The organism is Glutamicibacter bergerei, from assembly GCF_054495185.1.
Genome location: NZ_CM137131.1, coordinates 294,806 through 318,178, shown reverse-complemented (window position 1 = coordinate 318,178; position 23,373 = coordinate 294,806). Strand labels below are relative to the sequence as shown.

The 23,373-nt window shown below is 55.1% G+C and carries 23 protein-coding genes; 10 read left to right on the top strand and 13 right to left on the bottom strand.

Features of this window, described 5'->3' with window-relative positions:
- The first annotated feature begins 56 nt into the window (after window positions 1-56).
- On the top strand, window positions 57-1,640 hold the full coding sequence (locus ACX5K5_RS01500; protein WP_096256226.1) for a cation:proton antiporter: 1,584 nt from the start codon (window positions 57-59) through the stop codon (window positions 1,638-1,640).
- An 8-nt stretch (window positions 1,641-1,648) separates the two neighbouring features.
- Here the strand turns inward: ACX5K5_RS01500 and ACX5K5_RS01495 are convergent, their stop codons facing one another.
- Window positions 1,649-2,779 (bottom strand): methyltransferase domain-containing protein, encoded by a 1,131-nt coding sequence (locus tag ACX5K5_RS01495; protein WP_459174905.1) that lies wholly within the window; start codon window positions 2,777-2,779, stop codon window positions 1,649-1,651.
- Between the two features lie 472 nt (window positions 2,780-3,251).
- Here ACX5K5_RS01495 and ACX5K5_RS01490 point away from each other — a divergent pair, with 472 nt between their 5' ends.
- Window positions 3,252-3,926: an ankyrin repeat domain-containing protein gene (locus ACX5K5_RS01490; protein ID WP_170947848.1), complete on the top strand. Its 675-nt coding sequence runs from the start codon at window positions 3,252-3,254 to the stop codon at window positions 3,924-3,926.
- Between the two features lie 11 nt (window positions 3,927-3,937).
- Here the strand turns inward: ACX5K5_RS01490 and ACX5K5_RS01485 are convergent, their stop codons facing one another.
- Window positions 3,938-4,348 carry a YchJ family protein gene (locus ACX5K5_RS01485; protein ID WP_096256228.1) on the bottom strand — a complete coding sequence of 137 codons (411 nt, stop codon included), beginning with the start codon at window positions 4,346-4,348 and terminating at the stop codon, window positions 3,938-3,940.
- A gap of 219 nt (window positions 4,349-4,567) precedes the next feature.
- On the opposite strand from ACX5K5_RS01485, the gene purS reads away from it, so the two are divergent.
- From purS to purL, 3 genes are read left to right on the top strand one after another with little or no spacing between them, the layout of a single operon-like run.
- Window positions 4,568-4,819 (top strand): phosphoribosylformylglycinamidine synthase subunit PurS, encoded by a 252-nt coding sequence (gene purS / locus ACX5K5_RS01480; RefSeq protein ID WP_105677800.1) that lies wholly within the window; start codon window positions 4,568-4,570, stop codon window positions 4,817-4,819.
- On the top strand, window positions 4,819-5,571 hold the full coding sequence (gene purQ / locus ACX5K5_RS01475) for a phosphoribosylformylglycinamidine synthase subunit PurQ (protein ID WP_096256230.1): 753 nt from the start codon (window positions 4,819-4,821) through the stop codon (window positions 5,569-5,571). Before purS ends, purQ begins: the two co-directional genes overlap by 1 nt.
- Window positions 5,568-7,883 carry a phosphoribosylformylglycinamidine synthase subunit PurL gene (gene purL / locus ACX5K5_RS01470; RefSeq protein ID WP_346059672.1) on the top strand — a complete coding sequence of 772 codons (2,316 nt, stop codon included), beginning with the start codon at window positions 5,568-5,570 and terminating at the stop codon, window positions 7,881-7,883. The genes purQ and purL overlap by 4 nt, the downstream gene beginning before the upstream one ends.
- Window positions 7,884-7,952: 69 nt before the next feature.
- On the opposite strand, the gene ACX5K5_RS01465 is transcribed toward purL, so the two are convergent.
- On the bottom strand, window positions 7,953-8,564 hold the full coding sequence (locus ACX5K5_RS01465; protein WP_459174904.1) for a GerMN domain-containing protein: 612 nt from the start codon (window positions 8,562-8,564) through the stop codon (window positions 7,953-7,955).
- 327 nt (window positions 8,565-8,891) lie between these two features.
- Window positions 8,892-9,665 carry a type 1 glutamine amidotransferase domain-containing protein gene (locus ACX5K5_RS01460; protein ID WP_096256232.1) on the bottom strand — a complete coding sequence of 258 codons (774 nt, stop codon included), beginning with the start codon at window positions 9,663-9,665 and terminating at the stop codon, window positions 8,892-8,894.
- A gap of 259 nt (window positions 9,666-9,924) precedes the next feature.
- Here ACX5K5_RS01460 and ACX5K5_RS01455 point away from each other — a divergent pair, with 259 nt between their 5' ends.
- A complete protein-coding gene (locus ACX5K5_RS01455) occupies window positions 9,925-11,049 on the top strand; it encodes a siderophore-interacting protein (protein ID WP_443446852.1) in 1,125 nt (374 codons plus the stop codon).
- Window positions 11,050-11,084: 35 nt separating this feature from the next.
- On the opposite strand, the gene ACX5K5_RS01450 is transcribed toward ACX5K5_RS01455, so the two are convergent.
- Complete coding sequence (locus ACX5K5_RS01450; RefSeq protein ID WP_443446853.1) at window positions 11,085-11,654, bottom strand: hypothetical protein; 570 nt, start codon at window positions 11,652-11,654, stop codon at window positions 11,085-11,087.
- Between the two features lie 274 nt (window positions 11,655-11,928).
- Here ACX5K5_RS01450 and ACX5K5_RS01445 point away from each other — a divergent pair, with 274 nt between their 5' ends.
- A complete protein-coding gene (locus ACX5K5_RS01445) occupies window positions 11,929-12,639 on the top strand; it encodes an HNH endonuclease family protein (RefSeq protein WP_443446854.1) in 711 nt (236 codons plus the stop codon).
- A gap of 167 nt (window positions 12,640-12,806) precedes the next feature.
- Window positions 12,807-13,007 carry a hypothetical protein gene (locus ACX5K5_RS01440; RefSeq protein WP_096256236.1) on the top strand — a complete coding sequence of 67 codons (201 nt, stop codon included), beginning with the start codon at window positions 12,807-12,809 and terminating at the stop codon, window positions 13,005-13,007.
- 10 nt (window positions 13,008-13,017) lie between these two features.
- Here the strand turns inward: ACX5K5_RS01440 and ACX5K5_RS01435 are convergent, their stop codons facing one another.
- The gene (locus tag ACX5K5_RS01435) at window positions 13,018-13,374 is read right to left on the bottom strand and encodes a zinc ribbon domain-containing protein YjdM (protein ID WP_096256237.1); all 357 of its coding nucleotides are present in this window, start codon (window positions 13,372-13,374) and stop codon (window positions 13,018-13,020) included.
- A gap of 168 nt (window positions 13,375-13,542) precedes the next feature.
- Here ACX5K5_RS01435 and ACX5K5_RS01430 point away from each other — a divergent pair, with 168 nt between their 5' ends.
- Window positions 13,543-15,783, top strand: a complete 2,241-nt coding sequence (locus tag ACX5K5_RS01430; protein ID WP_459174903.1) for a 5'-nucleotidase C-terminal domain-containing protein — start codon at window positions 13,543-13,545, stop codon at window positions 15,781-15,783.
- 69 nt (window positions 15,784-15,852) lie between these two features.
- Here ACX5K5_RS01430 and ACX5K5_RS01425 read toward each other — a convergent pair whose 3' ends face one another.
- Window positions 15,853-16,158 (bottom strand): oxidoreductase dimerization domain-containing protein, encoded by a 306-nt coding sequence (locus ACX5K5_RS01425; protein ID WP_459174902.1) that lies wholly within the window; start codon window positions 16,156-16,158, stop codon window positions 15,853-15,855.
- Between the two features lie 50 nt (window positions 16,159-16,208).
- Between ACX5K5_RS01425 and ACX5K5_RS01420 the strand changes: the two genes are divergently transcribed.
- Window positions 16,209-17,798: an IS1634 family transposase gene (locus tag ACX5K5_RS01420; RefSeq protein WP_459174901.1), complete on the top strand. Its 1,590-nt coding sequence runs from the start codon at window positions 16,209-16,211 to the stop codon at window positions 17,796-17,798.
- Here ACX5K5_RS01420 and ACX5K5_RS01415 read toward each other — a convergent pair.
- From ACX5K5_RS01415 to ACX5K5_RS01390, 6 genes are all read right to left on the bottom strand, one after another.
- Entirely contained in the window at window positions 17,785-19,194 is a 1,410-nt protein-coding gene (locus ACX5K5_RS01415; RefSeq protein ID WP_459174900.1) for an FAD-dependent oxidoreductase, read from the bottom strand. The two genes, ACX5K5_RS01420 and ACX5K5_RS01415, sit on opposite strands and share 14 nt — an antisense overlap.
- Before the next feature lie 156 nt (window positions 19,195-19,350).
- Window positions 19,351-19,674, bottom strand: a complete 324-nt coding sequence (locus ACX5K5_RS01410) for a putative quinol monooxygenase (RefSeq protein WP_170947849.1) — start codon at window positions 19,672-19,674, stop codon at window positions 19,351-19,353.
- Window positions 19,675-19,679: 5 nt separating this feature from the next.
- On the bottom strand, window positions 19,680-20,096 hold the full coding sequence (locus tag ACX5K5_RS01405; protein ID WP_459174899.1) for an MmcQ/YjbR family DNA-binding protein: 417 nt from the start codon (window positions 20,094-20,096) through the stop codon (window positions 19,680-19,682).
- 81 nt (window positions 20,097-20,177) lie between these two features.
- The gene (locus tag ACX5K5_RS01400; RefSeq protein ID WP_096256242.1) at window positions 20,178-20,594 is read right to left on the bottom strand and encodes a CoA-binding protein; all 417 of its coding nucleotides are present in this window, start codon (window positions 20,592-20,594) and stop codon (window positions 20,178-20,180) included.
- A gap of 129 nt (window positions 20,595-20,723) precedes the next feature.
- Window positions 20,724-22,142 carry an NtaA/DmoA family FMN-dependent monooxygenase gene (locus ACX5K5_RS01395; RefSeq protein WP_096256243.1) on the bottom strand — a complete coding sequence of 473 codons (1,419 nt, stop codon included), beginning with the start codon at window positions 22,140-22,142 and terminating at the stop codon, window positions 20,724-20,726.
- 1 nt (window position 22,143) lies between these two features.
- Entirely contained in the window at window positions 22,144-23,367 is a 1,224-nt protein-coding gene (locus ACX5K5_RS01390; RefSeq protein WP_459174898.1) for an acyl-CoA dehydrogenase family protein, read from the bottom strand.
- Between the last annotated feature and the right edge of the window lie 6 nt (window positions 23,368-23,373).

The window sequence follows — 23,373 nt, the reverse complement described above, 5'->3', positions numbered from 1 at the left end:
TATTTTTCCTCGCAAATACCTTGAGTTATAGATGCCGCGACTAGAATAGGAAGACTATGGAGTTCTTCCTGCTGATCATTGCGCTGTTATTCGCCACTATATTGATTGTCGGACTGGGTGAACGCATCAAGCTGCCCTATCCGATTTTGATGTTGATCGTGGCGACCTTGGCAGGGTTCTTGCCGTTCATCCCCGAACTGCATATAGAACCGGAATTGATCCTCCCAATTTTCCTGCCCCCATTGCTCTTCGCCACAGCGCAACGAAGCTCTTGGTCGGTGTTCCGGCTGCGCTGGAAAGCACTGATCCGACTGGCAGTGGTGTTAATCGTGGTGACTGCCGGTGCAGTCGCGGCTACCTCGCTCGTCTTCGCACCGTTCCTTTCTATTCCTTTAGCTATCGCTCTCGGAGCGATCGTGGCACCACCTGACCCGGTCTCCGTTGATGCCATCGCAACCAAGGTGAAGATGCCACGCAGGCTCACCTCATTATTGGAAACTGAGGGTCTCTTTAACGACGCGATGGCTATCGTGCTCTTCCAGCTTGCGGTCACCGCAATGCTAAACGGCACCGAGGTTGGATTTAATCTTGTCCCAAGCTTCTTGATCGGTGCAGCACTTGCCATACTCGTGGGCTTCATCATGGCCTGGATCGTCGGTGCATTGAACCGCTTCGTGCCTAACCTTGCAGCACGTTGTGCCGCAACCTTGGTGGCACCCTACGCGGTGTACATGCTGGCTGAAGAAATCCATGCCTCGGGCGTGGTCGCCGTCGTAGTTTTGGCCCTAGAACTTGGGCGGCGCGACCGCCCACAGGACTCCCAGGAGCGTCTAACTCGACGCGCGTTCTGGGAAGTACTCGAAATGTTAGCCACCGGTCTGGCCTTCGGAATGATGGGTTTGGAAATGAACTCGGTCATCCAAGAAGAAGGCAGCAACCTAATCCGTTTCATCCCCGGCGTCGCGGCGATCTGTGTGGTGGTGATTTTGGTGCGCACGCTATGGATGTTCGGGACCTATCACTTGCCAAATACCTTGCGGGGAATGAACAAAGTCTCCGCGGCAAAAGACTCCTTGGTGCTCACGTGGTGTGGCATGCGCGGTTTGGCGACGCTGGCGCTAGCCTTGGCGTTGCCGAAGGTCACCGCGGATGGCACACCTATCGAGGGAAGAAACTTCGTAGTCGTCGCAGCGTGCACGGTGTTGCTAGCGACCCTGGTGGTTCCCGGTTTAACGCTTCCGGTACTGATGCGCGTGCTCAAATTGCGGGACAATGACCAAGCGACCAAAAAGGCACGCCGGGCGTTGGCCCGACGTGCCGAAGATGTAGCGGTAAAGACGTTGAAGACAAATATGGATTTGCATGATCTACCGGAAAACTACCGACATGTAGTCACCCGACGCATGCACGATCTACACAACATCCTGCTGTCGGATCCTGATACCCACGATGCGATCACCGATGAGAAGTACACACAGTTGCGCGCGGTAATCACCAAGGCAGACGCGATCCAGTCCACCGCGCTAGCAGCAGCTCGTGATGAGCTGCTTCAGGCCAGGCGTGAACCGGGCGTCGATCCGCACATGGTTGACGAGATCATGCTGCGCATTGATAGGCGCACCGCGACCTTGGATCGCTAAATCGGCGTCTAGCTCGCGATGCGTTCCAGACGAACAATGACCTCATAGTGATTTGTCTGTGGGAACATATCCATCACCCGCGCTTGTTTGGCGCTAAAGCCATCAAGGCGCTCCAAGTCGCGGGCCAGAGAATTAGTGTTGCAACTGGAATACACCAGATGTTGCACGCTGGAAGCATTCAGCCATTGAGCCAGCTCAGCAGAGATGCCGCGGCGCGGAGGGTTAAGTACTACGGCGTCCGGCGCTAGCTCTGCAGCTAATGCGAACTCGGTGGCGTCCATGGCTGTAAAGGTCGTATTTTCTTGACCCAGTTCTTCGGCCGCAAGATTAGCCGCCGCAACCGACTCGGTACTGGTTTCAATTCCTTGAACCCGACGATCGCCTTCGGCACAGTGCAGCGCAAAACCACCGACACCGCAATATAGATCCCAAACGCTGGCCGGGTTCGCGTCGTTAATCCACTGTCGCGCCTGACGGTACAACGCCGCGGCGATTTCGGTATTTGTTTGGAAGAAGCCCTGTGGGCGTAGGTGCATCGGCACCCCATTAAGACCGAATTCCAGGGTAGTGCGACGAGTGAGGATAATTTCTTCCTCGCCTTCCAATACGGCTTTGTGCTCGGGCAGGAAGTTCACCGAGACAACGCTATACCGTGGCAGCAGCTCCAAAAACTGCGGTAATGAATCACGCAGCGCAACAAAATGTTTTTTAGTGCGTAGTACCCAACGCACCATCACAGCACCGGTATCTGACAGCGTGAGAATGACGTGTTTGAGCTCGCCCTTACGCTTCGGCACGCTGTAAGGAATCATTTTCAGTTCCTTGATGAAGCGCTCGATCACGGGGAACAGCGCGCGCAACTCGGGGGCGCATACCCCGCAGTTACGTAGGTCAACGCCGTGTCCATCGGCGTCGAGAATACCGATGGTGGGATTGTCGGTAGTTCCGGAGATCACCATTTTCGCCTTGTTGCGGAATCCTGATTCCGAGCTGGCCTGTGGCGGCAAAAATTGTAGATCGGGGAACTGCGCCAGCGAGGTGGCGCAGTGATCGACTTTGGCTTGGAGCTGATCAGCGTATGGCACCGTCATTTGCGTGCAGGAGTGGCAACGGTCGGCGGAGAAGTAAAGGCATTCCATGGTGTCTTCGATTTTACCGAAGTTCTCTGAACGTTCGGCACAAAGCAATTTCGACGGTTATTGACCGCAAATCTTCAGCTTTCCCCGATATGCTCACTAGCAGATCGATATTAGGTATGAACTACGGTGACTACCCAGAAACTTCCGATTTTCGAAAGGAAAGATGGCACTTCGACACGGGCATTCCACTCAAATGCGTGGTTACGCATTACTAGCGCTCCCCTTGGCAGCCGTAATCGGAGCATGCACGAGTTGCTCTTCCTCAGTTCCTCAAGCTGCGCCCGTCCCGTCGACTGCCTCTTCCAGCGCTCCAGCAAGCCTGCCGGTTCAAAGCCCAGCTGCAGCGCCTTCTGCCACTCAACCTAAAAAAGCCACAGCTTCTAGTGCCCCAGCCAGCGCGGCAACTAAGACTGTCACCAACAACCGGTCTAAGCCAACAACATCACCGACAACCTCCGCTACGCAGGGAGACGTGACCCCGCTGTCCAGCGCCGCGGCCTCCGGTTCTGGTTCGGCTAGCTTCAAGCAACTTCCCGGAAGCACTCCAGCACTTTCGGCTTCTACCACTGCTCTTTATGCGGCGGTTGCCGACCGGAATCCGAAGGCCGCACGCAAGGCCTTAAAAGCCGGCGCCGAGCTGGAAGCACAGGATTCACGGGGGAACACTCCGCTGATGCGTGCGGTACTCAATCGCGATCAGAAGGTCGCAAAGACCTTGATAAACGCTGGTGCCCTACCTGATGCAAAAAATTCTTCCCAAGATTCACCCTTCTTAAAGGCCAGTGCTTTGGGCTTAGAAGAAGTTCTGCGTTCGGCTCTGTCCCACGGAGCGAATGTGAACAGTGTGGACCGCCTCGGCAGTACCGCCCTCTTCTTAGCTAGTGAAGAAGGCCAGGTCGAGTCGGTACGGATCTTGTTACAGCATGACGTTCCATTGGACAAGGTTAATGACCTTGGCTGGAGCGCGTTGCATGTGGCTATCGCCTTGGGGCAAGGATCAAATAGTTCGCTGTCAATCGTCCGTTTGCTCTTAGCAGCCGGAGCCAATCCACACCTGAGCGACCCGTCGGGGTCCAACGCATTTGATTTGGCAGAGAAGCGTAATCTCACCCAGATGCTGTCAACTCTTCGCACTTCAAGCAAGTAGCCTCCAGCGCGTTATAGGGCATCGACGTAAAACCAAGCACCATTTTCGCGCACGAATGAGCTCACTTCACGTTGGCTAGCTTGTCCACGTCCATGGGCGTAATGCGCCTCAAAGTCCACGACCCCTCGTGTAGCGTCCGGACCTCCAGCTCGGGTTTGATGAATTTCCAAGCCCAACCAGCGCATACCGGCATCTAGTTCAAGTTCCTTAGGACGTGTGGTTTCGTGCCAGGTATCAAGTAAATACTGCGTTTTCCCCAGCACAAAGGCGCTATAGCGTGAGCGCATTAATTCTTGGGCGGTCTGTGGCAGATTTTCTCCGTTGGCACGCCCGTCATGAAAACGTTGGCAGCAGTCTAAATATCTGCGCTGTTCGGCGTCGAGCTCACGGCAGGGACAACGGGTTTCCTTGGAGTTTTGCACGTATTTAGTTTACTTGGGAGCTACGGTGGCCCGGCCCACGAGCCGAAGATCACATGACTTATAACGGGCTAGAACTGTGCTTATACACACCTATGCGTTTTACCTCTCGCTTACCCGGTAGACTGATTAAGCAAGCTCGCGGAGCGCCAAATCCCCCTGGTGTGAGACGGCATCTCCGTGTGGCATTTAACTTAACCTCGCCAACAGGAGATATGCCGGATGCCCCGCATCGTTGTAGATGTCATGCTCAAGCCAGAAATCCTTGACCCTCAGGGCAAGGCCATCGCGGGAGCACTTCCCCGCTTAGGCTTCACCTCCTTCGAAGCTGTCCGCCAGGGCAAGCGTTTCGAACTCTTTGTCGATGGCGAGGTGACCGACGAAATTCTCGCCCAGGCGCGCGAAGCTGCAGAAACTCTGCTTTCTAACCCGGTTATCGAAGACGTTGTCAACGTCGAGGTCGTCGCAGACTAATGAGCACCGAACTTCCTTTAATTGGCGACTACTCAACGCCAACTACGCAACTGTCTGGTGCACGCATCGGTGTGGTGACCTTCCCGGGCACCCTCGATGACCGTGACGCCGCTCGTGCGGTTCGCGCTGCCGGTGCCGAAGCGGTGTCCTTGTGGCACGCCGACACCGATTTGCAGGATGTCGACGCCGTGGTGATCCCCGGCGGATTCTCCTATGGCGATTACCTGCGCGCCGGAGCGATCTCCCGCTTCGCACCCATGATGGACAAGATTGTTGATGCCGCAAATTCGGAGGCGAAGCTTCCGGTTCTGGGTATCTGCAATGGTTTCCAGATCCTCACCGAGTCGCATCTGCTACCCGGTTCGATGATTAAAAATGATCACCTGAAGTTCCTCTGCCGTGACCAGCTGTTGCGCGTTGAGAACAATCAGACCGCCTGGACCAACGGCTACGAAGCCGGCCAGGAGATCACCATCGTGCTGAAGAACCAGGACGGCCAGTACGTGGCTGACGAGAAGACCCTGGACATGCTCGAAGCCGAAAACCGCGTGGCATTTAGCTACGTGGGCTGGAACCCTAACGGCTCGCGCCGTTCGATCGCCGGCATCAGCAACGAAGCGGGCAACGTGGTCGGCCTGATGCCGCACCCAGAGCACGCCATCGAAGCCGGTTTCGGTCCAGATCACCGTGGTACCGACGGGCTGACGTTCTTCACCAGTGTTTTGACCCACCTTGTTGGAGGCAAAAAATGAGCCTAGAAGCCACCAAAGAATTTAACATCGACACCGTCGAGAACGCCGCAGCTACCCCAAAGGTGGAACTGCCTTGGGCCGAGCTTGGCCTGAAGGACAATGAGTTTGCCGAGATCGTCAAGATCTTGGGACGCCGTCCAACGGCGGCGGAACTGGCCATGTATTCGGTGATGTGGTCCGAGCACTGCTCGTATAAGTCCACCAAGAACCACCTGCGCCAGTTTGGCCAGAAGGTCACCCCGGAGATGAAGAAGGACCTGATGGTCGGCATGGGCGAAAACGCCGGTGTCACCAACTTGGGCGATGGCTGGGCCGTCACCTTCAAGATCGAATCGCACAACTCCCCTTCGTTTGTTGAGCCGCACCAGGGTGCTGCTACCGGCATCGGCGGTATCGTGCGCGACATCATCTCCATGGGCGCACGCCCCATTGCAGTGATGGATCCATTGCGTTTCGGCGCAATTGACCACCCGGATTCCCAGCGTGTGGTGCACGGCGTGGTTTCCGGTATCGGTAGCTACGGCAACTCACTGGGTCTGCCGAACATCGGCGGCGAAACTGTCTTCGACCCTATTTACCAGGGCAACCCACTGGTGAACGCACTAGCCGTAGGCGCACTGCGCCACGAAGATCTACGCCTGGCTAACGCCTCCGGCGTGGGCAACAAGGTCGTGCTCTTCGGTGCACGCACCGGTGGCGATGGCATTGGTGGCGCCTCGGTGCTGGCTTCGGAATCATTTGATGACACCAAGCCATCCAAGCGCCCAGCGGTACAGGTTGGCGACCCGTTTGCCGAGAAGGTACTCATCGAGTGCTGCCTGGAACTGTTCAAGGCTTCGCTGGTTGAAGGTATCCAGGATCTGGGCGCCGCAGGCATCTCCTGCGCCACCAGTGAATTGGCAGCCAACGGCGACGGCGGCATGAACGTCGAACTGACCAGCGTCCTACTGCGCGATCCAACCCTGACCCCAGGCGAAATCCTGATGTCAGAGTCCCAGGAACGCATGATGGCTGTGGTGACCCCGGATAACGTCAAGGCTTTTGAAGCCGTGATGGATAAGTACGCCGTGGAATACTCCTGGCTAGGCGAGGTCACCGACGATAACCGTCTGACCATCACCTGGAACGGTGAGGTCATCGTAGACGTTGACCCAAGCACCGTGGCAGTAGACGGTCCGGAATATGACCGCCCCTACGCACGCCCACAGTGGCAGGACGCGCTGCAGGCCGACACCTTCAAGGCTTCGGATGCCGGCAAGAACTTGCCAGCTTCCGGGGATGAGATCAAGGCTGCGGTGCTTGAACTCATCGCTAGCCCGAACATGTGCGACAAATCGTGGATTACCCGCCAGTATGACCGTTACGTCGGCGGTAACACCGCGTTGTCTTCCCCGGATGATGCTGGCGTTGTCCGTATCGATGAGGAAACCGGCCTAGGCGTAGCCATCGCTACCGATGCTAACGGCCGCTACACCTACCTGGACCCTTACCTAGGGGCCCAGCTGGCGTTGGCCGAGTCCTACCGTAACGTCGCTACCTCCGGTGCGATCCCGATTGCTGTCTCCGACTGCCTGAACTATGGATCCCCCGAGGATCCTGATGTGATGTGGCAGCTGGCAGAAGGTATCCGCGGACTGTCCGATGCCTGCCAGGTGCTCGGCGTTCCGGTCACCGGCGGTAACGTGTCCCTGTACAACCAGACCGGCACCACTGCGATCCACCCAACCCCGGTGGTTGCGACTCTGGGCAAGCTTGATGACGTAGCACGTCGCACCCCTTCGGGCTGGCGCGAGGATGCAGACGGACAGGCAATCTACCTTATTGGTAAGACCTTCGATGAGCTAGACGGGTCGGAATTCGCCAACCTGCGTGGGCACCTGGGCGGTCTGCCTCCGAAGGTTGACCTGGAAGTTGAGAAGGAACTCGGTGAGATCCTGATCAACGCCAGCCGCGACGGCATGATCGACGCGGCGCACGACCTGTCTGAAGGTGGCCTTGCAGCTGCCTTGTCAGAAATGGTTCTGCGCTACGGCGTCGGCGCCCGTGTGGCCTTGGATGACATCAAGAAGCGTGACGGACTGGATTCCTTCACCACCTTGTTCTCCGAGTCACAGTCACGTGCAGTGGTTGCAGTTCCACGCAGCGAAGAAGTTCGCTTCAACGACATGACCAGCGCCCGCGGAGTTACCGTGGCACGTTTAGGTATCGTCGATGCGCAGTCAAAGTCTCTTGAAGTACAAGGTGAATTCACCGTGTCTGTCGAGGACCTACGCGAAGCGCACGAAGGCACCATGGTCAAGTACTTTGGCTAAGCCATAGTTACTGCTCTGAAACGGTGGTCTTCCTCAATTTGAGGAAGACCACCGTTTTTTGCATACCGGTCATTTGGAACTGAGCGCCTCTTCAATTTTCTCGCCCTCCACCAAGATTTCGGCTTCCCCGGTACCCGCTGCGATCATCGCCGTGTATTTGAGCTGTTCGACAATACGCGGATCATCACAAGTACCACTTGAACTGACGGTACCGTTTAGCTGGACCGTCACCACATCACCGTCCACCATGGACGACACGTATTCGAGGTCCGAGGCGGTCAACGCATTGCGTAGACCAGAACTTCCAAGCTCCTCGGCATCGTTCGCAAGCAGTGCCGCTACCGACGCCTCGACCTGGTTAGTGAATTCTTTCGGACCGGTTTCGGTAGCAACTATCGAGTCACCACAGCCAATTTCGGGTCCTGATTTACCTGCGTCGCCTACCGCTACGTAAAACAGCGTCAGGCTGGCACTCGTCGCCGACGTCGAGCTTCTCGCACCGGCTGGGGCAGAACTGACGGGAGCTGGGGAATCTTGTAACGGGGTTGAGCTCTGGGTAGCGGCTGGAGGCGCAGAGCTTTCGGTCATGCCTTCACCATCGTTTGCGCTGCAACCGGCAGCAAGGAAAAGTATTCCGAGCCCGAACGCTATGGGCAGTTGAGAAATCCGTTGAGGTCGCATGGTTTCCTCCTCAGGAGCCTGCACGAACAGTGCTTCAACTGTAACGACGCGCGTTGGGGTCATACCAGCACGGCTGGATTGCAGTTTGACGCCTTTGCGGCCACCTCTTTCTAACGGGCGCGCACCTAACTGTTGTCGGAAACCACCACGACATTTGGTCTCGTAAAACAGGTCAATGGTGCTCCCCCGCGAAGACGTAGATTCCATTGACAACTAATTAATGCAAAATGGTTCGGGGTGGCAGATAATTATTATCTGCCACCCCGAACCATATTCTAGGTTCTTCTGAAGTGAGAAGCGCGAAGCTAGTTCTCACGAAACGGGAGGTTAGTGTCCCTCGCGTTCCTTATGCGATGAGGATTTCTTGGCGTCATGGGCCGCGCGCAGATCCTCGGAGTCATGCTGCTCAGCGGCCTTTTCCTGATGAATGGCTTCGGCAAAAAGCTTCTCCATCTCTTTCGCCACACCACCGGCCGACGCAGGGTTTTGACCTGTGACTAGGCGCTCGTCGACAACAACTTTTTCTTCAAAGTTCTCGGCTGCCTCATGAGTCGCGCCCTGCTCAACGAGCTTGTCCTGCAAGAGGAATGGAACGATCTTCTCTTTACCAACAGCTACTTCTTCGTCATTCGTGAATGCTGCGACGGTGCGCCCCTCGACGAGCCGCAGACCGTTCTTCAGTTCCACGTTGACCAGTCCTGCTGGACCATGGCAAACGGCTCCAACCAGTCCACCTGAGTCGTAGATGCTGCCCACTAGCTTCTGCAGCCCCTCGTTGTCTGGGAAGTCCCACATGGTGCCGTGCCCACCGACGAGATACACACCGTCGTACTGTTCCGGATCGACAACGTCGATTCGGGCGGTGTTATACAAACCTGCCCGCGTAGTCTCGTCCTGCGTGAAAGCCACCTGGATTGGATCATCTTTATCGACGGTATCTTGTGGCGGCTGACCTCCCTTGATGGAAGCAAAGTCAACAAAATGCCCGGAATCTTTGAAGACTTTCCATGGGTGCGCAGCCTCGGCCACGTTGTACCCGGTCTTCTCTCCGGTCTCTTCAATTTCGGAAACGCTAGTTAGAACCATGAGAATTTTTTTCACGGAATGCTCCTTTCGCCCTTTTTACAGCCTAGGCACGTGATCTCATTCTGGCTAGCAATCTCAGCGACCTTTCAGCCGGGACTCAGCAAAATCATCATGCTTGTTCTACTTTTCCTAAGGTGGCCAAAGTTCAAGATTTGACGCTATCGGTTCGCATAACCGTAGACATCAAGAGCCATGGGCTTGTCAGCTTGCGTGACGTGACGGACACTCAAGGAAAGAGCATTGTCGGAAAATAAAAGCAGCGGGGGCACCGGTCATGTCTAAACACTATAAACATAGTAGGTACGGTCCTCAGCTCGTCGTCGAGGCGCCAGAACATTTCACCTTGCAGGTGCTGAACCAGGCAGAAAAATCTGGTGCCAAAGTTGGGGCTAAAATTGCCAAGCGGGCGCTGAAAAATGCTCGCGGTAGCGGTGCCGAACTCAACGCCCTGCAAACCGATGAGCTACTCCTTGCCGCACAACAAGCAGGAGCCGCTGCTGCGATAGCCGCGGCACGTCGCGTTTTGGGAAAATCCCTGCGCTCAAAGGAACCGATTCCCCAAGTTATCGATATCGGCGATACATCTCTTCGGTCTGAGCGGGAAAGAACGCCGTCTACTAACAACGGATTCGGCCAGCATGTGCTCGTCGTTAAACGTGTTGAAAATCTAAGCCCAGAAATGATTCGCGTTATCGCTGGCGCCAAACAACTTGCTGGATACCGACCGAATGGCAAAGCAGACCAGTACGTCAAGGTTTTCTTTGCCGATCCGGCACTTGCCCTCAACGCACCGTACGACCTCAAAACCTTGCGCCGCTCACTGCCGCGCGAACAGGTTCCTTGCACCCGTTCTTATACGATCCGATGGATCGATCAGGAGGCAGAGGAACTAGCCATCGACTTCGTATTGCACGGTGATGGTGGTCCTGGCAGCGCATGGGCCGCGACTGCTAAGCCAGGAGATCCATTGGTCATCTCTGAATCGCGCGGGAAATTTAGTCTAAGCGGCAGGGTCGATAACTACGTGTTCGCCGCAGACGAGGCCGGGATACCAGCAGTCTCTGTGGCCATGGGGATGCTCCGAAGCGATGCCAAGGGTGTTGCACTTCTTGAAGTTGATGGTCCGGAGAGTGAATTTGATATTGACCATCCGTCGGGAATTGAGTTGCGCTGGGTACATCGTAATGGGCTCCATCCTGGAACCAGTGACGTGCTCGTTAATGCCTTCTCCTTGCTCGCGCCGCCTAACACCAGCACTAGCGTGATGGTGCATGCCGAGCGCTCCACAGCAAAGACAATTTCGCATATGGCCAACAGATGGGAGCTAAACAAGCGAGACGTTCATGTCTCCTCCTACTGGACCTTGCGAACTAAGCGTCCAAGAACCCAACCGCAGTAGTTTCGGGTACGCAGCTCACCCACGAACACTGCGGGCTATCCGTAAAGATGGATTTCATACCGGCCTCGGACGCTTGGTTCTGGGTCGATATTTACACGTAGCGACTCAGCCGATGTCTTTAGTTCAAAACTCTTTTTGACCGTGGATAGCGGCTGTTCGCAAAGGAGTGACGTCGTCATGAGCCGTTTGTCGTCAGCGAAAGCCGAGATTTCAACTTGACCTTCACCCGAGCAAGCTAACAAGACCCCATAGGTTCCTGGTTTATGTTCACCCGATAATTCGAGGGCATCCCCCATGGCCCCGTATTCGGTATCGACGGTAAAATACCCTGCGTTGCTGAGGCCCATCGTGACCCCATCATTATCCAGCGACTCATCGTCAATCAGATCAACCTCCCTGACCGCGTTAAACACCTCTTCCAGAGGAACCTTCGGTTCTACATATGTGCCTGTCTCGATTGCAACCTGCTCCTCTTCCCAGGCACTGAGCTGTTGTTCATGTCGTATCTGGAGCTCTTCTAAGCCTGCTTGCTTCTCCAGCACGGAGGCTGGAGTGCCGGTACAAGCGGTCAAGGCCATCATCGATGCAACCAATACAGATAGCATTCTTCTCAACGGTATCGCTCCTCAATTAGCCACCCTGACCTCGCTCTAGAAAAGATTATTTCATCGGATGAAGTTAAACAATAGGAGTCAGAATGTTTGATTCGCATTACGACGCTCAATCTGGTGCGAAGTTTGAATTGCGCACGCGCTAACGGAGCCATCTCACAATGCCACACGCCTTCGAATGCGTCTTTTCGTCGGTTGCTCAAAATATAGTGCAAAGGGTGGAGCGTATCTCCACGAAATTTAATTTGAGCAGGAGAACCACCCGAGCATGCGCTTGTTGCGTCGCACTTTATCTATTGCATTACTTGCCAGCACCCTCGCATTGGGTGGTTGCGCTTCGCTGGGATCCATCGAATTTTCTGATTTTCAGGCCGAAAGCACTACGCCAGCTACAGCTCCCACGCTGGGCAATCCGGAAGAATTCACGACTTCGCTCAAACAATTAGAGACCATCAGGATTAAAGGTCGCGCCCCAAAAACAGGCTACACGCGTGACCAGTTCGGCAAGGGATGGAAGGATCCAGACCGAAACGGCTGCGACGCCCGCAATGATGTCTTGGCACGCGATCTGGTAAATGTAGTGTTCAAGCAGGCCCGGGTGAACTGCGTAGTTCTCAGTGGTGTTTTCCACGATCCTTATACCGGAGAATCAATCGATTTTCAGCGCGGTCAGACAACCAGCTCGAAGGTTCAAATCGATCACGTAGTCGCACTATCGGACGCCTGGCAAAAGGGAGCTCAAAAATGGGATCCGCAGACTCGGCTCGAATTCGCGAATGACCCGCTGAATCTAATGGCCTCGGATGGTTCTGCCAATGCTTCCAAGGGTGACAAGGACGCGGCAACGTGGCTACCGCCGAACAAACAGTTCCGTTGCGCCTACGTTTCGCGGCAGACGCAGGTCAAAGCAAAGTACGATGCTTGGATGACTAACGCGGAGCATGCGGCGATCAGCACGATCCTAAAATCTTGCCTCTAAGCCGCACTCGGAGGTAGGCATCCTACAAAAGGATGAGGGCAATAGGTCAAAGTTGCACCAAAAGTTTTATATTCAAAGCAGACAAACTGTGGCAGAATTCTATTAGTCCAGCGTTTCGCGTATGTACTTGGGCGCGACCGATGATTTTCTACAGAAACTGGTGCACCATGAAGACACGACTGCTCGGCTCATCAATCTTGGCCGTCAGCGTCTGCGTCTTCCTGCTCGCTTTGAACATTGGGCAACGTGAAATTGCGACGACCTGCTGGGTAACGTCCTCATTGATGTTCATCGCTGCAGCAATGATCCTAGTGACCGGCACCCTTGACCGTTCAAACGTCACCGCCGGCGATCCACATCGCCAATAGGTTTAACAGACTAGATTTTCTTCACGATCGAAGACTTCAATTCCATTGATCCAAAACCATCAACTTTGGCAAAAATATCGTGGTCTCCGCTACCTGGCGTGAGTCGGATATTGCGAACCTTAGTTCCAGATTTTAGTGCACTCTGCGCGCCTTTGACCTTCATGGTCTTCACGATGGTGACCGAATCGCCGTCCTGCAAAACATTACCAACGGCATCTTTAATCTCAGCGCTTGCTTCATCGCTCGATTGATCGGCTGTGGGAGCCGCATTCCATTCGTGGGCACATTCAGGGCAAACCAACAACGTGTCCATGGCGTAGGTGTATTCGCTGGCGCATTCTGGGCACGGCGGCAAAGTTTCACTCATGAGCTGTAGTTTACCAAGGCCATCGAATCAACAGCCAACACAGCGTCCCACCGTGTGTCCGCCTAAAAATTTACCGAACGATGGACAAATTTCATAAGAAAACATCGACAGGTTCACCTTCTTGCGATAGACATGATGCATGTCACTCGCACACTACTAGGAGGACCTATGTCTGCAATCAGGCAGATAAGGAACACTGGGCTAGCATCACTAGCCACTTTGTCCCTGCTCACTACGGGCGCATTCGCCGCTCAGGCAACAACCACCGCAACACCAGCGGCGGACGAAAACGTCACCCTCAACCTGCTGGGAATCAATGATTTTCACGGCCGCATCGCGGCCGATGGCGATTCGGCAGGCGCTGCGGTACTCACCGGCGCAGTTGATGCGCAACGAGCCGAAAACCCGAACACGCTATTTGTGTCTTCCGGCGATAATATCGGCGCTTCCACTTTCGCTTCCGCCTCGCAAGAAGACAACCCGACCATCGATGCACTCGCCGCCGGCGGATTAGATGTTTCGGTCGTTGGCAACCACGAGTTTGATCGCGGGTTCGCTGACCTCACCGAACGGGTCATCCCACGTTTCGGCGATAAAGCTGGAGAAGACGGTGCTGACTTTGCCCTCGGAGCAAACGTCTACGAGAAGGGCACCAAGGAGCCTGCTTTACGCGAATATGCAATCCGTGATGTAGCTGGCATCAAGGTGGGCTTCATCGGCACGGTCACCGCAGATGTTCCATCATTGGTGAGCCCAGAAGGTATCAAAAACCTAGACTTCGGCAGCGAGCTGGAAGCCGCAAACCGTGTCGCCAAGCAACTCTCTGACGAGGATCCCGCAAACGGCGAAGCAGACGTATTGGTCTTGCTGACTCACAACGGTTCAGACAGCACCGACTGCGGCGCGATCGCCGGCGAAAAAACTGATTACGGAACACTGATCCGCGACGTAGATGACAGTGTCGACGCAATTTTCTCCGGCCACACCCACCAAGCATATAACTGCGATATTGACGGACGTCCGGTCATCCAGTCGCACCAGTACGGAACAACTCTTGGCCAGATTTCCCTCGAAATTAACCCGGCCACTTTTGAGGTCGCGAAGAGTACCAGCGCATTGATTCCACTGGCCGAAGAAGACGCCAATGGTGACTGGTCGCCGTTGTTCGAGGCCAACGCCGAGGTGCGGAGCATCGTGGATCAGGCTGTGGAAGATTCAGAGGTAGTCGGCAGTGAACCGGTCGGCCAGATTTCCGAAGACATCCTGCGTGGCGGCGAGGAGCCAGGTTCTGACCGCGGTGTCGAATCAACCCTTGGCAATACCGTGGCAGACATTCATCTATGGGCCACTTCTAATAAAGATTTTGCTGGTGAGCCAGCAGAAATTGCATTCATGAACCCTGGCGGATTGCGCGCTGACTTGCTCTATGGCGAGGACGGAACGGTGACCTACAAGGCTGCCGCGGATGTCCAGCCGTTCGCCAACACGCTCATCACCTTCGATATGACGGGTCAGCAGATCCGTGAAGCCCTGGAGCAGCAGTGGCAGCCAGAAGGCTCCGAGCGTGCCAAATTGCACCTGGGAATCTCTGACGGCTTGGAATACACCTACGTCGAAGAAGCCCCTTTTGGCAAGCACATCAAGACCATCACCTTTAACGGTGAACCACTTGATGAGAGCGCAACATTCAAGGTATCTGCCAACGCGTTCCTGGCCACCGGCGGCGACAACTTCACAGCTTTTGCCGATGGAACAGGTCATGCAGATAGCGGCCAGATCGATTTGGACGCAACGGTCAACTACTTCAAATCCCATGATGTAGTCTCGCCGGCGCCCCTAGGCCGCGCTTCACTGGCCGGCACCGACTGGGCCACCGTAGAAATTGACCCAACCAAGGTTATTGCCGGCGAAAGCGCGCAGGTATCCATTTCCGGTCTCACCGAGGGTGCAGAACTCACCGCTGCCGCATTTGATGGAGAGCTGATCGTTGACGATATTCCGGCCGCCGACGCGGATGGCAAAACAACCTTCGCGCTTGCTGTTCCTGCCGACGCGACATTGGGCGAGAACGCACTGGTAGTCTCGCAGGTTCAGCACGAGGACATCGCGGTAGAATTCACCGTCATCGAAGAAGCCGTCGCACCGTCGCCGACTGAACAACCAACCGCTGAACCAACCGAAGAGCCGTCGCAGAGCCCAACGGCCGAGCCAACACAGAGCCCTTCGCAGTCACCAAGCGTTTCCCCATCAAAGGACACCAACGAGTCCCCAAGCAAACAGCCCCGGGACAATGATTCCTTGGCCGACACCGGTTTCTCAGCGAGCTGGATCGGTATTGCAGCTGGCGTAGTAATCGTGGCCGGAATCATCTTGTTGCTAGTTCGTAGCCGCAAGAAGAACTCCCACTAAGAAAATTCACTAAAATATGGCACCTCGGAATTATTCCGGGGTGCCATATTTCATTGGATCATTGAGTTTTTACTCAAAGCTTCCTAAGACGTCATTGAGCGCTTCGGTAGAAGATGGATGGGTAAAGATCGAATCGCGCAAAGTGCTCGAACTGATCCCCGCACGCATGGCCACCGCAACTAGGTTAATCACCTCTTGCGAATCTACGTGCATGAGCGCGGCATCAAGGATTTGGTCCGTCTTACGGTCCGCCACAAATTTGATGATTCCCCGTGGATCACCCACGATCTTGGGGCGCGGCATCGCCGCCTGTTTCGTGCCACGGTTTGTGATTGAAAAACTCAATAGGTTGATGACCTGGTTATTTGTTTTCACGACCAGGCCGAAATACTTACTAATAAATAGGTTCCCGGTACTCTGAAGCCATGGGTTCACGCTTCATCCGCAAGGTCCGCACCGCATCCGGCGCTGTTGCCGTGCAAATCGTTGATCAGTCTGGACGCGCCACCACCTCCGTGGAGCACATTGGCTCAGCAAATACCGACGCTGAACTCGCCTTACTCCTGCAAACGGCCAAGCAGCGCCTTCATCCAGGACAACTTGCCTTTGACTTCGGAGACTTGGAACAAGAGCCCGCAGCCTTAGAGGAAGTCTCCGACTGGACCAAAAACGCCGAGCTACCCGTTGAGAACACTGGCCGAGGAAGGCCAAAGACCGGCACCGTCGGAGCGGCCAAAGTTGTCGCGTCCCCAGCCGTGGAACTCTGGGAAATTCTCACGGCAGCCTACGCACGGCTTGGCTTCGAAGTCCTAGCTGACGAGGGGTTTCGCGCCATGGTTCTCGCACGGTTGATCGAACCAACGTCCAAGGCCGACGCGATCAGAGTGCTGGATGACATCGCGGCCCCGCACCCATCATTGCGGACCCTGTTCCGTAGCTTGCACCGTTGCCACGACTTGGATTACAAAGATGCGTTGGCCAAAGCCATGGTCGCCTACCGAACCCAGTCCGTGGGACTCGGCGCGATGATCATGTATGACGTTACAACTTTGCATTTTGAATCCAAAGACGAGGATGACCTGCGAAAAGTCGGCATGAGCAAGGAGCGCCGAGTCGACCCTCAAATCCAGGTCGGACTCCTGGTTGATCCGGCCGGATTCCCCTTGGAAATGCATATGTTTGCCGGAAACAAAGCCGAAACCACCACCATCGTTCCGGTCGTCCAAGCTTTCCAGCAACGTCACGGAATCACCGACATGGTGGTCGTCGCTGACGCCGGCATGCTCTCCGCTGCGAATCTGACCGCGTTGGAAGATGCCGGGTTCAAATTCATTGTTGGCTCACGCATGGCCAAAGCGCCCTATGACTTGCAAGAACACTTCGATACGAAAGGAAGCCGTTTCGCCAACGGGCAGATTCTGGAATCGAAGCGAGTCATGGGCACCGGGGCTAAAGGCAGAGAACGACGAGTGATTTACCAGTGGTCTGCGAAGCGTTTCGTCCGGGATAACCGGAACATCAATCTCATGGAACGCCGCGCCATGGATATCGCCGAAGATACCAGCCAGATGCGTAAAGCCCGATTCGTGAAAACAACTGGCAACAAGCCCGTGGTGGATGAGGGCAGAATTGAGCGAGCACGAATGCTGGCAGGGTTGAAAGGCTACGTCACGAACATCGAGCAGTCCGTGATGAAAGGGCAGCAAGTCCTTGATCCATACCATGACCTCTGGCAAGTCGAGGCGTCGTTCCGGATGACGAAGAGCGATTTGTCTGCGCGGCCGGTGTTTCACCGGGACGAGGATGCCATTGATGCTCATTTGACCGTGGTGTTCGCTGCGTTGGCTATTGGTCGGCATTTGCAGGAGCGCGCTGGGATGAGTTTGAAGCGGATTATTACTGAGCTGAAGTCTATTCGTTCAGCGAAGATCCAAGTCAAAGATGATTACGTCATTATCCCGGCTGAAGTTTCTGACGAGGGGCGGGCGCTGCTAGCGACGCTCAAACGGGACTGAAAGTACTTACTAAGCGTTTGGCACGAAACAGGTCAAAGCTTCCTAAGACGTCATTGAGCGCTTCGGTAGAAGATGGATGGGTAAAGATCGAATCGCGCAAAGTGCTCGAACTGATCCCCGCACGCATGGCCACCGCAACTAGGTTAATCACCTCTTGCGAATCTACGTGCATGAGCGCGGCACCAAGGATTTGGTCCGTCTTACGGTCCGCCACAAATTTGATGATTCCCCGTGGATCACCCACGATCTTGGGGCGCGGCATCGCCGCGATATCTGCAACCCTTTTCGTCGCCACTTTGATGTCCAGCCCTTGCGCGCGTGCTTGTTCTTCACTCAACCCCACACGGGCCAGTGGTGGGGTGGTGAATATGGTGTTCGGTACCCCGACGCGGTCTTCAAGGTTTCGTTTACCCTCACCTAAAAATTGGTCCTTGAGTATGCGGTGGTCATCCAACGACGTATAGGTAAACTGGGCTCCTCCGATGACATCGCCCAGTGCGAAGATCCCCTCGGCATGCGTAGCTAGGTATTTGTCCACCTTGATTTCACCGTTGTCACCCAACTGCACCGCGGTGTTCTCTAATTTTAACGACTGCGTAGCGGGGCTCCGGCCCAGTGCAAGCAAGGCAGCATCCGCCTGCAACCGGCGCTCTTGCCCATCTAGCTCGTAGGACACCGTGACACCCGCAGAGTCTTGGCTCAGGGCGGTGACGCTGGCGGAGGAAATGATCGTTGCTCCCGCGTCAGAAAGCGCAGAAACTACCTCACCGGCGACATCTTCGTCTTCACGTTTCAACGGTCGTGCGCCGCGGTCCAAGACGCTGACCTTCGAACCGAACTGTGCGAACATCGAAGCGAACTCGAGGCCCACATATCCGCCACCAATGACGGTGAGTTTTTTCGGCAGTTCTGCGTGTTGCAGGGTCGTCGAATCGTGGATTCGACCACCGACCTCGGCGCCCTTGATCGGTGGAATGGACGGCGTTGCACCGGTATTGATGATAATTTTAGTTGCGCTCAGCTCGACAACTTCATCGCCACCTTCCACCTTGATGCTGTGTGCTCCGGTGAAGCTGGCCCGTCCGGTAAGCACCAAGACGGAATCCAGGTCGTCAAGCATGGAGAAGTTCTTTTGGCGCATTTTGGCGGTGAGCTCATCGCGGCGTTCAACCGCGGTATTAAAGTAGTCGGCATCTGCGCCATTGCCGCGGTGCTGTTCGGCGTCGTGAATTAAGATCTTCGTTGGCACGCAGGCAATATTGATGCACGTTCCCCCGTACATCTTTTCCGACTGTTCCACGATAGCTACGCGCCAACCTGCACGTGCCAGCGTTCCGGCCAACGTTTTGCCGCCTTTGCCCCAGCCAATAACGATGACATCAAGTTCTCTAGCCACAGTCGCGTCCTCACAGTTGTTTGGTTGCTTTCCTTGCCGAGTCTTCACCGCGTAGTGCACTAATGCAACCTACTTTTATCAGTGCAACAACAAAAACGCGGCCCGTGAGTGGAGATTTCTCCATTCACGGGCCGCGCCGATATTTGGTCTTGGGGACTAGCCGATCTGCAGCTCGCCCATTTCTTCCCAATCTTCGCCATCAATCTTGCGAGAGATGATCTTCGGGGTCTGGACAAGCAATGGACGCATGGATTCAAGTCCAGCAGCGAAGTGCTCAGAGTTAACGTGAGCCGAAGCAGCTTCGTCATCGCGGAATGCTTCGACTAGAACGTACTCATTTGCATCTTCAACACTGCGTGACCAGTCAAACCACATGTTGCCTGCTTCGGCGCGGGTGGCCTCAGTGAACTGTGCAACGTGGGACATGAAGCTCTCGGAAAATTCCGGCTTTACCTGATATTTAACGACAATGAAGTACATATACGTCAGTCTAACGATTCACCCGAGATTTTGGTTTGAAACCGAACGAATTCTTGGTCACGCCTGGGCATGCCTTCGATCACCAGATCATATGAGTCTTCAATCAGTTCTCTCATGTGCTCGGTTTCCAGCCCAGGGAGCAGAGAATTCCAGTGCTTTTTGCTCATATGATATCCGGGGATAATCTGCTCATATTCGTTCCGCAACTGATCTGCAATCGCTGGTTCGCATTTCAAGTTCAGTAACAGCTGACCGTCGCGTTCCATCAGCAATCCGAACATCTTGGCTTTTGCGCGATCACGACCGGCAATTTTGAACACGGCGCTGCCTTCACCGAAGGGAAAATCTTCAAAAGCTCCGGGCAACTCCAGACAGAGAGCACGCCACCGCTCATGAAGTACTCCGAGCGAATCATCTGGCATCAAATATCCTTCAGAGGTAAGACAGAGCTGGTTCTTTTACCGTATCAATATGGTTTGACTAGCATCCGCTAGTTCAATGGTTCAGAGCAGCGGATACTCAATTTTTGGGCAGGTATCCATGACCACTTCAAGGCCCGCATCCTTGGCGCGCGCAGCGGCGGCCTCATCGATAACCCCCAGCTGCATCCAGATAGCTTTTGCACCGACCTCGATTGCCTGGTCCACAATATCGCCGACCTTTTGCGAATTGACGAAACAGTTCACCACTTCGATCTGCCCAGGAATCTCATCGAGTCTCGCATAGCCTTTTTCACCAAGCGCATCTTCGGCACGTAGCGAGACAGGAATGATTTCCATGCCTAGGTCATCGCGGAGATACCTAGCAATGGAGGGCGCCACCCGATGCGGATTCGCGCTCAGTCCTACGACCGCCCACCGCGCAGGTGTCGTCAATAATCTCCGGACTATTGCCTGATCGTTGACATGTTGCTTACTCATGCTCGTCACCCTACCGTGCGCGGCCAAACGACCAAAGCTTCGCAGAGAATTCTCGCGAGATCACCAAGGGACAATAATTCGCGGTCCTCGATTTCACTGCAAATCACCGCCCAACGCTCTGGGTTCGGGCTAGCGGGCCCGCTGTAGATCCTTCTCCAGATGAGCGGCAGACAGCGCACCGAAAGCGCCACGATACTGAGCCGCTGGGTGGTTTTCTGGCAGCCTGTCTCCCCTACCGAAAACCTTCTGACGCAGGCTGCCCGGAGCGTATTCAGTCTGCGCCAATCCGCGACGTTGTAATTCGGGAAGTAGCCCCTCGATGAAGTTGTCATAGGATCCAGGCAAGATGTGGTTGATGACGTTCAATCCGTCGATACCTGCATCCTGCCATTCGAGCAGCTTCTCGGTGATCTGTTCTGGGGTTCCCACGATCTGCTGCGCCTTCGCCCGGTAATGTGCGAGGTCCCGCAAAGTTGGGTTACGTCCCGGGGTAGAAGCCAACGCGGCCTCCAACACGCCCTGAGCACCCTCCGTTTTAACTTCGCCGAGCGGCGTATCCAAGTCCAGTCCGCCCAGATCCACGCCAATGCCACCCCCGATATGCGCAATGATTGCGTGTGGATCAAGATACTGATCGTATTCGGCTTCCAAGGCCTTTGCCTCAGTCTCGGTAGAACCCACCACGAAGGACAGGCCCGCGAAGACTTTAAGGTCTTCACGGCTTCGACCGGCAGCCTGCAGATTCTGCGTCAGGCCGGCAACTTTCTTCGCCACATACTGTGGGTGCGGCGCAAAGAGGAAGGTGGCTTCGGCATGGGTTGCCGCGAACTGGCTTCCGCGCGGTGAAGAGCCCGCTTGGAAAAGGAACGGTGTGCGCTGAGCGCTCGGAAGCGCCTGGTGCGGACCGTCAATTGAATAGATTTCACCACGGTGATTGATCTTGTTAATGCGAGCCGGGTCGGCGTAGATCCCGGTTTTTTTATCAGCCTTCAACGCGTCGTCTTCCCAGGATCCTTCCCAGAGCTTGTAGGCGGCGTCCACATATTCCTCGGCCCATCCATATCGGTCATCATGTGCCATGAGGCTTTTCGCACCAAAATTTCGGTGCGTATTTTCAAGAACACTGGTCACGATATTCCAGGCCACTCGCCCTTGAGAGAGGTGGTCCAGGGTAGAAATCTGCCGCGCAAATTGGAACGGGTGGGATTGCACCACAGAACTAGTCATGGCCAGACCAATATCCTTGGTCGTAGCGGACAAAGCCGAAAGCAAAACCATCGGATCATGGCTAGGAATCTGCAGCCCCTTACGCGCCAGTGAGGCCCAACCACCTTCATGATCCCCATAAAGCCCAGCCACGTCAGCAAAAAAGAGGTTGTCGAATTTAGCGTCTTCCAGCTTCTTGGCCAGATCTACCCAAAGCCCAAGTTCGTGGAAGCGGTCTTGTTGCGCGTCTGGATGACGCCACATTCCGCCAAGAATATGGCTGGAGGTGTTCATCAGGAACGCTGAAAGGATGAAACGAGGACGTGTGTCGAAAGTACCCAATTTATTTTGCTCCCGTGGCGTCGCCAATTGAATTAAGACCTGTAGGGATGGTGCCGTTGATAAAGTAGTCGCCCACCGAGCGTGCTTTGAATGCAACTGGGTTGTGCGTGGCAACAGTGCGTGCGTTACGCCAGAAGCGGTCCAGCGATTTGCTGGTGGAAACCGCCGAGGCTCCGGTAACGTCAAAGAGTTCGCTGGTTGCATCCAATACAAGCTTGGGTGCCGCAACGTGTGCTTGCTGCACCGCAAGTTCCGCACGCAGATAGGCTGTCTCGTGATCAAGGTTCAATGATGGATCATAGGCCGCGTCAAGTGCACGCGCGGCCGTGACCACGATGGATTCGGCGGCATAAACGTTGGCCGCGAGCCGTCCTACCAACTCTTGTATCTGTGGGTCGTTGCGGAACAGTTCACCCGATCCGGTGTTGAAAGTTCGGGTGCGTGTTGCCACGATACCTGCGGCTTCGTCACGTGCAGCTTTTCCGATGCCAACTAAGACTGCAAGCAAGCAGAGCTGAAAGAAGGCAGGCTCCAGGGTGGACGCCACCTTACGCTGCAGGATATTCGCATCCTCTACCGGAACATTGATGAAAATACCCGTCCCGGTACCGGTTAACGGCTGGCCGAAACCGTCCCAGTCATCCAGGATCTCCACACCCTTGCTATGGCGATCAACAATTGCATATTGACGTCCTTCGACTCCGTCGGTGGAGGCCATGACCACCACCCAGTCGGCAAAAATCGAACCGGTCGTGTAGTACTTTTCGCCGTTCAGCACCCAGCCTGCGGAGGTCTCCTGCAACCGCGTATTGGTAGTTCCTAGCGCGTTACCGCCACGCTCGGTGGCAGCGTTGCCGAAGATCTGACCTGCAAGTACTCGAGGGAACCAGCGATCCTGAAATTCTTGGGGCTGTAAGGCGATAGTTTCAACAAAAGAGAAGTGGCTACGCAGCAGATGGGCAACGTTCGAATCAGCGGCGGCAAGTTCAATCAACAAGCGGAAAAGTTGTTCGTGACTGACCGGATCACCACCATGGCTGTGTGGCACACGCAGCGTAGTGAAGCCTGAATCTTTGAGCCACCCAACCTGTTCAAAGGGAAGTACACGCTGCTGCTCACGTTGTGTGGCGCCCTCAGCAATACGCTCAAAAACCGGGTTAAACCGGTCAATCAGGCGTTGATAAGTAGCTTCGGGGCTTAAGGTTTCGGTGAAGTTAATACTCATGGGCTT